8 protein-coding genes are annotated in these 12,649 nt (G+C 40.8%); 7 read left to right on the top strand and 1 reads right to left on the bottom strand.

What is annotated here, in order from left to right:
• Positions 1–75 precede the first annotated feature (75 nt).
• Positions 76–207, bottom strand: coding sequence for a protein YhfH (gene yhfH, locus ACW0TQ_RS06670; RefSeq protein ID WP_084612985.1), 132 nt, complete (start codon positions 205–207; stop codon positions 76–78).
• Positions 208–319: 112 nt separating this feature from the next.
• Here yhfH and ACW0TQ_RS06665 point away from each other — a divergent pair, with 112 nt between their 5' ends.
• The 7 genes from ACW0TQ_RS06665 (at position 320) to addA (ending at position 12,646) form a co-directional block, all read left to right on the top strand.
• Positions 320–1,048, top strand: a complete 729-nt coding sequence (locus ACW0TQ_RS06665) for an MBL fold metallo-hydrolase (protein WP_193064769.1) — start codon at positions 320–322, stop codon at positions 1,046–1,048.
• 153 nt (positions 1,049–1,201) lie between these two features.
• Positions 1,202–2,197, top strand: coding sequence for a lipoate--protein ligase (gene lplA, locus ACW0TQ_RS06660; protein WP_042534606.1), 996 nt, complete (start codon positions 1,202–1,204; stop codon positions 2,195–2,197).
• A 229-nt stretch (positions 2,198–2,426) separates the two neighbouring features.
• Positions 2,427–2,891 carry a competence protein ComK gene (locus ACW0TQ_RS06655; RefSeq protein WP_042534605.1) on the top strand — a complete coding sequence of 155 codons (465 nt, stop codon included), beginning with the start codon at positions 2,427–2,429 and terminating at the stop codon, positions 2,889–2,891.
• A 381-nt stretch (positions 2,892–3,272) separates the two neighbouring features.
• Complete coding sequence (locus ACW0TQ_RS06650) at positions 3,273–3,911, top strand: TVP38/TMEM64 family protein (RefSeq protein ID WP_455725428.1); 639 nt, start codon at positions 3,273–3,275, stop codon at positions 3,909–3,911.
• 159 nt (positions 3,912–4,070) lie between these two features.
• Entirely contained in the window at positions 4,071–4,619 is a 549-nt protein-coding gene (gene lepB, locus ACW0TQ_RS06645; RefSeq protein ID WP_042534603.1) for a signal peptidase I, read from the top strand.
• 820 nt (positions 4,620–5,439) lie between these two features.
• A complete protein-coding gene (addB, locus tag ACW0TQ_RS06640; protein WP_256704787.1) occupies positions 5,440–8,937 on the top strand; it encodes a helicase-exonuclease AddAB subunit AddB in 3,498 nt (1,165 codons plus the stop codon).
• The gene (addA, locus tag ACW0TQ_RS06635; RefSeq protein ID WP_455725427.1) at positions 8,930–12,646 is read left to right on the top strand and encodes a helicase-exonuclease AddAB subunit AddA; all 3,717 of its coding nucleotides are present in this window, start codon (positions 8,930–8,932) and stop codon (positions 12,644–12,646) included. The genes addB and addA overlap by 8 nt, the downstream gene beginning before the upstream one ends.
• The last annotated feature ends 3 nt before the right edge of the window (positions 12,647–12,649 follow it).

Raw genomic sequence — 12,649 nt, 5'->3', positions numbered from 1 at the left:
TTATGGGAATTCTTCATATTAAACAGAGCGAGAATAACAGTAATGCCTTACTAATCGTTTTACTGGTAACATCTATTAACGCCCTGGATAATCGCAATCGTCACAAATGTTGCCATAACAATCTGCCTTTTCATTTACCATTGCATTTCCACATTTTGCACATTTCTTCTTTGGCAGATTTTTAAAAAATTCGATAATTCCAGTCATTTCGATTCCTCCTAATGTTTTAAATGATTTAAAAGTATTGTACTATAACAGAATATTGATGTCAACACTGTATTGCTACAATTTTTAAAAATTTTAAGGAGCTGTTTTTAAGATGCAATTAACTATTATCGGCTTTTGGGGCGGCTATCCAAATAAAGATGGCGCTACTTCAAGCTATTTATTAGAAAAAGACGATTATAAATTGGTGCTGGATATGGGGAGCGGAGCCCTGTCCAAGCTGCAGAAATTCACATCTGTACCTGAACTGGATGCAGTGATTTTATCGCATTATCACCATGATCATGTAGCAGATATCGGTGTACTCCAATATGGAAAACTGATTGATTATTATGTGCATAATAATGAAAAAAAACTAAAAATATATGGACATACAGAAGATGAAGAAGGCTTCTCGTCCTTGTCCCACCAGTATACAGAGGGGGTTGCTTATAACCCGGAGGAAGAATTGAAAATAGGGCCTTTTTCCATTACATTTCTAAGAACAGCGCATCCAGTTCCATGCTTTGGCATGCGTATTACGGACGGGAAAAAGACGATTGTATATACTGCAGACAGCAGCTACACAGAAGCGTGGATTCCATTCGCAAAAGATGCGGATGTACTTATAACAGATTGCAATTATTTTAAAGAACAGGATGGAACAGCAGCCGGACACATGAATAGTGAGGAAGCTGCCGGCATTGCGCAGGCTGCAAATGTGGGAAAATTAGTGCTTAGCCACCTGCCTCAGTTTGGTGTACTAGAACAGTTGAAGGAGGAAGCTGAACAAATATATACAGGTCCGGTTATATTAGCAGAGGAAGGGTATGTTTGGAAGTAACTTATAAGAGGTGTTCAGTAAAGCTGTTATAGGTTTTCAAGGTGACGAGTTATCATCGGGCTTTTTAAACGCCTATTTGCAGGTAGAAGTTTTGATTTGCAATAATTTATACGTTAGAATAAAAATAGTGAAAATAAAGGGAGGAATAGTAAGTTGAAATTTATTGATAATAAAGGAATCACAGACCCTCAAATTAATCTGGCTATTGAAGAATATATTCTTGAAAATTTTGGTGAGAAAGATACATACCTCTTATTTTATGTAAACAGTCCTTCTATTATTATCGGACGAAATCAAAATACAATTGAAGAGATTAATACGGATTATGTGGATGAACAAGGAATTAAAGTTGTTCGACGTCTTTCCGGCGGCGGCGCAGTTTACCATGATGAACAAAATTTAAATTTCAGCTTTATTACGAAGGATGATGGCAACAGCTTTCAGAATTTCGCTAAATTTACACAGCCAGTTGTCGATGCTTTGAATAACATCGGTGTGCCGGTTGAATTGCAAGGAAGAAATGATTTAGCTGTAGAGGGAAGAAAAATATCTGGCAATGCGATGTTCTCTACCCGCGGCCGTATGTTCAGCCATGGAACGTTAATGCTGGATTCCCAATTAGAAGAGTTAACTAAAGCGTTAAAGGTGAAAAAGATTAAAATTGAATCAAAAGGAATTAAATCAATTCGCAGCCGCGTGGCAAATATTGCTGAATATCTGGACAGCCCAATATCTATGGATGAATTTAAGGAATTGATTTTACGCTATATTTTTGATGTGGAAGACGTTAACGATGTACCGCAATATGTATTAACCGATGAAGACTGGGCAAAAATTCATGAGATTTCCGAAAAACGTTATCAGCAATGGGAATGGAACTATGGAAAATCTCCTTCATTTAACTATCAGGAGTCTAAAAAATTCCCAGGCGGGCTTGTTGATGTTCGTTTAGATGTGAAGAAAGGCATCATTGAAAATTGTACCATCTTTGGCGATTTCTTTGGCTTGGGCGATGTAAAAGTATTAGAAGATGCACTGACCGGTATCCGCCATAACCGCGATGCTGTCAAAGAAGCTGTAGATCAGGTTGATGTCTCCCATTATCTTGGCAGAATTTCTAAAGAAGAATTTCTAGAATTGCTTTACTAAAATTTCTAGCAGAATACGAATCATTTAATAAAACTTCATTCTGAAGCGTTAAGAGCTCTGCGCAGAATGAAGTTTTTTGTCGATATTAATTCTAGAATTTAACACCTGAATTTTCTTTGTTTTTTAAAATAATGCAAAATTTTAAAAATAATTATTTCTTTTTCCTCAGTTTGGTGCTATAATACTTTTAACTCATCCATATCACTAGGGAATAAGGAGGAAAAATAAAATGCAAATGAGAGAAATCACCCCTTATACGATGGCAATATTGTCGGATAAGGACGAAAATGGAAAGAATATCACCCGTATTTTAGAAGATGAAGTAGAGTATGTATTAAAAGGCAGGCCGACTAAAGTGATTGAATACGCATGCGCATATTTTGGATCTGATTTAAAAGGCCGGCAAAATGGCATCAAAAGTATATCCCACATTACACATAAAACTCCAATTCCGATTGATCCAAGAAATAAAATGTATTTCTTTCCTACAAAATCTCCATCCCATGAGAGCTGTTCCTGGATATCACATACTCATATTGAAGATGTTAAAAGAATAGATAGTAAATCGACGGAAATTTTATTTAAAAATGGACGAAGCATCACATTGGATATTTCTCACGGCATCGTTATTAATCAAATACAGCGTACCGCTCATATACGCTATCTTATGGATGAGCGGGGCAGTGCATTTTAGTAACCCTGCAGTACAGGATTTCAAATGGGATTAAGAGATAATAAATGATTAGAAGAGTTGTTACTTTATCTTCGTTTTTCTGCTTTTTCCTCAGTCTCCTCTCAAAATCACCTCAGCCAACTTCAGTCATAATAATATAAAGCTACCTAGAATAAAAGCCGGTATTTTGGCAGGCCTCTGCATAAAATAATGTTATTGCTTAAGAATATGATTATAAAACCTTCTCTGCTTCCATTCATGATGATAATAAATATAATTATAATAGGGTACCCTGGTGATAGATTGAGTTTCATTGGGCAGAGAAGTTTATACTTTTCAAAAAAACTGCAGTAGCATATAATCATCAATAAGATTGTTGGAATTTTGAGGGAGACTGACCGTATGTACGTAATGAATATTACATTTTCAAATTGGCAGACATTTCTAAAAGAAGAAGGCTGGGAGGAATTTATCCGCCAGCTGTTGGAGCAATATGAAGGGCTCGGTCCGTTGCCTGGTATTGCGCTTCCTTTTTTTGAAGCTTTTTTACCATTTTTGCCGCTTATTGTATTTGTACTCGGAAATGCTGCTGCTTACGGCTTGTTTGAGGGTTTTCTCTATTCTTGGCTTGGTGCCAGTTTAGGTGCTGTTCTAGTGTTCCTTGTTATCCGGCGTTTAGGAAATACAAGACTCTTAAAACGGATACGCTATAACAAGCAGGTGTCCAGGATTACGAATTGGGTAGAACGGCATGGCTTTGGACCTTTGTTTTTATTATTATGTTTCCCATTTTCTCCATCATCTGTTATTAATGTGGTGGCCGGGCTGTCAAAAATCAGTTTCTACCCATTTTTATTAGCGGTGCTGTTAGGGAAGACCGTGATGATTTTTTCTATTTCTTATATTGGCTCCAGTATTATGGAATTTGCACAAAATCCGGTACGGACCATTTTAGTGGGAATAGGTATTATCATTTTTTGGGTGTTCGGCAAGTATTTAGAGAAAAGACTTCAAAAAAAGGTGGACAAGCATCAAGTATAGTAACAGAAGTCAAATCAGCTAGTATAACAAAAAGAATAAAAAGACGTTCATATATTTTTTAAAATTAAACGAATACTGTCTGTCTGCGGATAAAAGGTTAAAGTTCTTTGCTTTGGGGTATGATATTAATAATTAAACTAAAGCGAAGGAAGAATAACAGTGAAAAAATATAACTATGTAAGAGTTTCTATTGTCGCTGTTTTGTTAATCGCTGTGTTTTTACTTATCCGGACATTTTTATTCGAAAACTATGTGGTTAACGGAAAATCCATGGAACCCACACTGTATGACGGAAATTTAATGATGGTTAATACGTTTACAAGTGATATTTCAGATATTTACCGTTTTGATGTGATTGTATTTCATGCCTCGGAAGAAAATGATTATGTAAAACGGGTTGTCGGGCTTCCGGGAGAAAAAGTAGAATACAAGGATGACCAATTATATGTAAATGGCGAGTATATCCCTGAGGATTTTCTGCAGGAAGAAAAAGAAAAGACGGAAGCGACACCTTTGACAGAAGACTTTACACTTTTGCAGGTGACTGGGGAACAAACGGTGCCGGAAGATGAACTGTTTGTATTAGGGGATAACCGCAGAGACAGCTTAGACAGCAGATCAATCGGCTTCGTCCCTGTAGAGGAAGTAGTTGGCAAGGTGGATGTGACGTATTGGCCGATAACACAGTTATTTAAGCAGCCGCACTAAGACGGATGGAAAGCAGGTATATGTTCGTGTAAGATGTATGAACAATCCTAGCATTCACCATTTTAGTGCAGGCATGAAACAGATGAAAATAAAGTGAAACTTCCTTCAACGGGGGTGCTCCGTCCCCCCACTGAAGGACTAAAGGAACAAAGGTTAAGTTCGCGACGTCCTGGGTCTGCGATTACTCACCCCATCAAAAAGCGTTGTCGCAACCCCTTTGTGACCTACATCCTGTAGGCCGGAACGAATTGGACCGTTACTGGCTGTTGGATCTCCCGCTTAGCAATAACATGTATTCGTCATTTCTGGAAGCAGAAGTCTTACAAAAGCCCTTCGGTGGGGCTAGCAATCGTAGCAATGTTGTCAGTCAGGTTAATTAATTTTCTTAAATTTAAAACAGATAGCAATAAAACTATCTAGCGGAGGAAAAATACGTAGACTCCTATGGGAAAGCGCAATGGTTTTCGGTGGGGCGAGTAATCGCAGTCCCAGTGTGAAGACCCCGCAGAAAAAAAGTGAACTTCTTTTTTTCGAGGAGGCTGAGCGCAAGCCCATGGAAAGCGTAGTGTTTTTCCGCGGCGGTCGCGTTAACCTGTCAACATTGGTAATCGCCGTCCCAGTCTCAGCCAGTTACACTGCGATAAATTACTTTTATTAGGAACAAGCTTCTATCTTTGATAAAATAAGGATAGAAGCTTTTGTTTTGAGGCAAGTAAGGTATAATGTGAAACAAACAATAACGAAACTGCTTTCTGCGGGAAATTTGCAGAAGGTTATCCGTAATCCATACATATACCACTAAAAAGGAGTGTGTATCAGATTGACTGTGCGATTTATTTTAGGCAGGTCCGGTACAGATAAAAGCGAGTGGATGATGAAGGATATTGAACATCGTCTGCAAAAGGAGCCGATTGGTCCGGCTATTTTTTATATTGTACCGGATCAAATGACCTTTCAATTAGAAACAGCTTTATTCAGCCGGGAGCATTTAAATGGGAGTATCCGGGCGCAGGTTGCCAGTTTTTCACGGCTTGCATGGCGGATTTTACAGGAAACAGGGGGCGGATTAAAGCCTTTTATCAGTTCGGTTGGAACCCAAATGATGCTTCGGAAAATCATTGCTGAAAAAAGCGGAGATTGGATGGCTTTTCAAAAAGCAATCAAAAAACAAGGATTTTTGGACCAGTTAGAATCTGTTATTCAAGAATTTAAGCGATATGAAATTACACCTGATGCACTTCGGTTACAGCAGGAGCAATTCAATAAATTTGTGCATCAATCTCCCTCGGAAACAGGGTTAGTCCGAAAATTGGATGATTTCATTTACATTTATGAACAACTTCTTAACCAGCTGCAGCATATGTATATGGACAGTGAAGACAGACTGCAGATATTAATGGAAAAAATTCCGCAGGCAAGCACGCTGGAAGGAGCACATATTTATATTGACGGCTTCCACCGCTTTACGCCGCAGGAGCTGTCCGTAATCACGGAATTAATGAAGAAATGTGCGCAGGTTCATATTGGTTTGACATTAGATCCGACAGCCACAGAGAATCTGGAGGAACTGGATATCTTCTACCAGACGAATCAAACCTATCACCAATTAACAGCTGCAGCGGAAGAGAACGGTATTTCGCTGGAACAGTCTGTTTATTTAGATCCGGCAAAGGATCAGTTTAAAGAGCGTGCCTACTTTGCTCACTTAGAACAGAATTTTGACGTACGGCCTTTACCGGAATACAAAGGGGAGGCTCCGATTCAAATAGCTGAAGCAGTGCATCCGCGTGCAGAAGTAGAGGGTGTTGCGGGAGAAATTCTTTCCCTTGTCAGAGACGAAGAATACCGCTATCGGGATATTTCCATTTTAGTAAGACAGCCGGATGTATATGATGATTTAATAGAAACGATTTTTGGCGATTATGATATTCCTGTTTTTATTGACCAGAAGCGTTCGATGCTGCATCACCCATTGATTGAACTGATTCGTTCGATGCTGGAGGCAATTGAAAATGGCTGGCGTTCCGATGCCATTTTCCGGGTTTTAAAAACCGGCTTTATCCCTGCCAGTGATGAGGAGTTTCCTTTAACCAGTGACGCCATTGATCAATTAGAGAACTATACGATAGAATATGGTATTCGTTACCGGAAGCAGTGGTTAGATGATAAACCTTGGAAATATCAACGTTTCCGCGGCTTTGAACAGGCTGCGCAGACAAACACGGAAAGGGAGATGCAGGACAAAATCAATCGTTATCGCAACCAAATAACGCATGCACTCCGTCCTTTTGATGAAAGCTTTCGTGCAGCAGGAAGTGTAAAAGAGCGCTGTGAAGCTATTTTTATTTGGCTGGAATCGCTAGGCGCACCCGAAAAGCTGGAAGAAATGCGTGCATCCTTCGATGAACAGGGCATTCCTGAAAGAGGAAGGGAGCAGCAGCAGGTCTGGGATGCAGTGCTCCAATTAATGGATGAAATGGTAGAAATAGCTGGTGACGAAGAAATGGATATGACTACTTTCAATGCTTCCATCAATGCCGGCGCAGAAGCTTTGGAATTTTCACATGTGCCCCCGACCATGGATCATGTGTTAGTAGGAACGATTGACAGGTCAAGAATGTCTGATGTCCGTTGCATGTTTTTACTTGGTGTGAATGAAGGAATATGGCCAATGAAGCCGACAATTGATGGCATGATTGACGATGAAGAAAGAGATTTGCTGGAGCAAAATGGCTTGAAGCTTGCGGATAATGGAAAACGACAGCTGCTGGATGATTGGTTTTATATCTATTTATCTTTAACTGTAGCAAAGGATAAGCTGATGATTAGTTATCCAATTAGTGATGAGGAAGGAAAAGCGAAGGTCCCTTCTCAGGTTGTTCATCGAATAGAAGGCCTGTTTCCGGCAACGCAGGAGCATGTATTATTTCAAGATGTGGAGGATACTGCGGATACAACGCGATTTATTACGACCAAAACGAAAACAAGAGCAGCTCTGACAACGCAATTTGCAAGATTGCAGCGCGGCTATGAAATAGATCATGCCTGGTTTGCTGTATATAATTGGTATGTAAAAAATCAGCCGAAATACCGTATGACCTATCGCATATTACAAGGCTTATTTTATAAAAACCAGCCGGAGCATTTAAAAAAGGAAACAGCGGAAGAACTTTATCCAAAACAAATCAAGGCAAGCGTCAGCCGTCTGGAATCTTATTACAGATGTTCGTACCAGCATTTTGCCCGTTACAGCTTGAATTTGAAAGAAAGAGAAACATATAAATTGGATGCTCCGGATATCGGACAATTATTCCACGAAGCATTACGCCTCATTACAGAGTGGGTTCAAAATGAAAAAACAGACTTTAAGCAGCTTACCAGGGAGACATCGGCAAATTATGCACACCGGGCAATCCAGAAATTATCTCCCGTACTGCAGCATCAAATCTTGCACAGCTCGAACCGTTACACATTTATTCAGCAAAAGCTGGAGGAGATTATTGCCAGGGCAGCATTTATATTAAGTGAGCAGGCAAGACAGACAGATTTCAGCCCAATTGGTCTTGAACTCAGCTTTGGAGAGAAGGATAGCCCGCTGCCTCCGCTTATTTTGCCGCTTGAAAATGGGTATGAACTGCTGCTGCGCGGAAGAATTGACCGGGTAGATAAAGCACAGCTTCATCAGGATTTATATTTACGGATTATCGACTATAAATCAAGCTCCCGTGCGCTGGATTTATTGGAAGTTTACTATGGACTTGCCCTGCAAATGCTGACGTATTTAGATGTTGTACTGACTCATTCCGAAAAATGGCTCGGTCAGCAGGCGAGCCCGGCAGGCGTTCTTTATTTCCATGTGCATAATCCAATGATCAATATGGATAAAGAGAAATTAGACAGCGATATCGAGGAGCAAATCTTTAAGTCTTATAAAATGAGAGGACTGCTCTTATCTGATGAGGACATCGCCAGAATGATGGATGAGTCATTAGAATCTGGGAACAGTCATATTATTCCTGCCGGACTGAAAAAAGATGGTACATTCAACAGCAATTCGAAAATTGCGGATGAAGATACATTTGAACAATTGAAAAATCATATCCATGGTTTACTGAAGCAGGCAGGACTGGATATGACTTCAGGCGGAGTAGAAATTAATCCGTTTCTGAAAAAAGAGACCGAAGCATGTACGTATTGTCCTTTTCATGCAGTTTGTCAGTTCGATCCTGCGTTAGAAGGAAATAATTATAGAAAAATAGCAAATATGAAAGAAAAAGAAGTGATTGAACGGCTAAAGGGAGGGGAAATCCGTGGTTAAATGGACACAGGAACAGGAACGGGCAATTTATCAAAGCGGCACGGATATCCTTGTAGCCGCAGCAGCTGGTTCCGGAAAAACAGCTGTCCTTGTAGAACGTATTATTCAGAAGTTATTAAAGGAAGAAGATGCAATTAATATCGATGAATTACTCGTCGTTACGTTTACAAATGCTGCTGCCCAGGAAATGCGGGCGAGAGTTGGAGCAGCGTTAGAAAAGGCTCTGGCTGAAAAGCCTGGATCACTTCATTTAAAAAAGCAGCTGTCCATATTACAGAGAGCTTCTATTTCGACATTACACTCTTTTTGTTTAGATATTGTACGAAAAAATGCCTATATGATCGAGCTGGATCCTTCTTTCCGGATTGCCGATGAGGTAGAGATGGATATGATCAAACGGGAGGTTCTGGATGAGCTGCTGGAGGGCTGGTATGATGATTCGAATACGGAGCAGGAAACGTTCTTTGAAGTGGTGAACCGCTTTTCTAATGACCGAAGTGACAGAGATGTGGAAGAGTTAATTTTACGGACGGCAAATTTTGCAGTCCAGCATCCATCACCCAAAGCATGGCTGCACCAGCTGACGGCTAATTATGAAATAGATGAGAATTGGACGGAAGAGACCATCCCCTGGATTCAGGAGGTGAAGGAAGAAATATCGGGTCAATTAGAAGCGATGAAGCAGGAGAATGCATTAGCTATTGCTGTGGCAAGAGAGCCGGATGGACCGTATCATTATCTGGATGCTTTGGAAAAGGATACGGCGATACTGGATACAGCGATGGAAAAAATAACGCATTGGGAGGCATTACACCAATTTGTCCAAGATGCAAAGTTTGCTGCTTTATCCAGAAAAAAAGCAGACGATAATCCAGAGAAACGGGAGCAAGTGAAGGATTTTCGGAAAAAAGTCAAGGACAGATGGGACAAGATGAAGGAAAAATGGTTTGTCCGCAGCTTGCCTGCTCATATTCAGGATATGCAGGAAATGGCACCTGTTTTGAAACAAATGACCTTGATGGTAGAAGACTATATGGATAAGTTTCAAAATCGAAAAAAAGAACAGGCTATCGTTGATTTTAATGATTTGGAGCATTATTGTCTGGACATTTTAACAGAGACAAATCCAGAGGATAACAGCAGACAGGCTTCTTCGATTGCTTTCCAGCTGCAAAAGCAGTTTAAAGAGGTACTCGTTGATGAATATCAGGATACGAACCTGGTGCAGGAAAGTATTCTGCAATTAGTCCGCAACCCGGAAGATAATGGGAATATGTTTATGGTTGGCGATGTGAAGCAAAGTATCTATGGGTTTCGTCATGCAGAGCCTTCCCTGTTTATCGAAAAATATAAACAATTTGCCGCAAACGATGATCCCGCAGAAAGAATTGATCTTAACCGGAATTTCCGGAGCCGGGGAGAAGTGTTGATTGGTGCAAACTATTTATTCCGTCAGCTGTTCGATGAATCGGTCGGGGATATTGCCTATGATGAGGATGCTGAATTGATTTATGGTAACCGCATGTACGATGAATTTCCATTCGACTCTAATCCGGAATTGCTGCTGATTGATTCTCCACAGGGACAGAAATCCGATGGAGGAGAAGAAACAGAGGAAGATTTAGAAAAGGCGCAAATTGAAGCGCGCGCCTATGCTAAAAAAATACAGGAATGGATTGGTACCGGAGAAAATGGAACACCGATGCAGGTGGTGGATAAAGGAAAAGGGCAGCACCGTAATTTGATGTACCGGGATATTGTTATTTTAATGCGTTCAATGACATGGGCCCCGGTAATTATGGACGAGCTGAAAAAACAAGGTATACCTGTCTATGCTGAACTGACCTCTGGCTATTTTGAAGCGATTGAAATCAGAGTCATGATCAGTTTATTAAAGACTGTTGATAATCCGCGTCAGGATATTCCGCTGGCTGCAGTACTGCGGTCGCCTATCGTCGGGCTGCAGGAAAATGATTTAGCGGCTATCCGCTTAGCTGATCGTCACGGTAATTTTTATGATGCTCTCTTAGCATACATGGCAAAAGAAGATAACAGCGTAACTGAGCAATTAAAGGAGTTTCAAGAGCTGCTGGATAATTTAAGGTTATCTGCCCAGCAGGGAGCGCTCTCGGAATTGATTTGGCAGATTTACCGGGAGACCGGCTACTATGATTTTGTCGGCGGTATCCCTGGAGGGAAGCAGCGTCAGGCAAATTTACGGGCGCTGTATGACCGGGCAAGAAGCTATGAAGAAACGTCCTTTCGCGGTTTATACCGTTTCTTGCGATTCATTGAAAGAATGGAAGAAGAGCAAAAGGACTTAGGTGCTGCCCGTGCACTCAGTGAGCAGGAAGATGTTGTCCGGATAATGACGATTCATAAAAGTAAAGGACTGGAATTCCCGGTCGTTATCCTCGGCGGCATTGGCAAATCGTTTAATATGATGGATTTAAATCAAAAGTATCTGCTTCATAAGGATTTGGGCTTTGCCAGTAAATTTATTGATCCCGAGAAACGAATTCAATATTCTACGTTGTTTTATCATGCGATGCGGGAAAAAATCAGGAGAGAACAATTATCTGAAGAAATTCGTCTATTGTATGTTGCCTTGACACGTGCGGAAGAGAAGCTGTTTATGGTAGGGACAGTGGATTCGGCGGAGAAGCGGAAAGCAGCATGGTCCTGGATTGCACACCATCCAGACTGGGTGCTGCCGGCTTATTTCCGGGTTGGAGCAAAGGCTTATCTGGATTGGATTGTCCCTGCGCTTATCCGTCATCCGCAGGGACAAGTCCTGCGGGAAGAGGAGATAGGTAATCAGGTTTTATCTGCGATTACGCAGGATGCGTCCAAGTGGGAGGCAAATATTTATCCACGTCAGGATATCGTTGCCTTTGAAAATCGGGTACAGGAGAAACAGGATGCCTTAAAAACGCATATCAGAAATTGGGATCCGATTGAACAGAAAGATAAAGCGTTAGATGCTTGGGTGGATCACCGTCTTTCTTATCAGTATCCTTATCAGGAAGCTGCTCATTCACGTGCGAAGCAATCTGTAACCGAGTTGAAACGTCAGCAGGAGCAGAAGGATACGTATAGTGATGAAAAAATGCTTCCTGCAGCGACGAAGGCTCCAATTACGAAAAGACCAAGATTTATGCAAGCGGAAAAGAAATTAACACCGGCCGAAAAAGGGACCGCACTTCATACCGTGATGCAGCATCTTCCTCTAAAAGGCATGCTTGCAAATGAAGAAGTAGAGGAATTTATTGAAAAACTGGTGCAGGAGGAGAAAATGACAGCTGCAGAAGCAGAAAGTGTATCCACTTCGGATATTATCGCATTTTTAGAATCCGCTATTGCACAAAAGATTTTTGATAAGAAAAAGTTGTATAAGGAAGTGCCATTCAGTTTAATGCTGCCGGCCGAAAAGGTATATGCTGACTGGCAGGGGGCCTCCTCAGAAAAAGTGTTGATCCAGGGAGTTATTGACTGTATTATCCCTTCAGAAAACGGCTGGATTATTCTTGATTATAAAACAGACCGGATTACAGAAGAAATGTCAGAGAAATTGGAAGAAAAATTGAAAAAACGATATAAGACCCAGCTTGAGCTTTATCGATACGCTATAGAAGAAATCTGGAAGCAGCCTGTGGAGGAAACCTATCTCTATTTCTTTTCAAAAGGACTGCTTATCAAAGGGGAGTAGCCG

This window comes from Oceanobacillus sp. M60, from assembly GCF_053839645.1.
This window is presented reverse-complemented; position numbering and strand designations above follow the sequence as displayed.

Bases quoted from the DNA above. Each gene is read 5' to 3' on its own strand.
- yhfH (WP_084612985.1), bottom strand. From the start codon at position 207: ATGACTGGAATTATCGAATTTTTTAAAAATCTGCCAAAGAAGAAATGT.
- ACW0TQ_RS06665 (WP_193064769.1), top strand. From the start codon at position 320: ATGCAATTAACTATTATCGGCTTTTGGGGCGGCTATCCAAATAAAGAT.
- ACW0TQ_RS06655 (WP_042534605.1), top strand. From the start codon at position 2,427: ATGCAAATGAGAGAAATCACCCCTTATACGATGGCAATATTGTCGGAT.
- ACW0TQ_RS06650 (WP_455725428.1), top strand. From the start codon at position 3,273: ATGTACGTAATGAATATTACATTTTCAAATTGGCAGACATTTCTAAAA.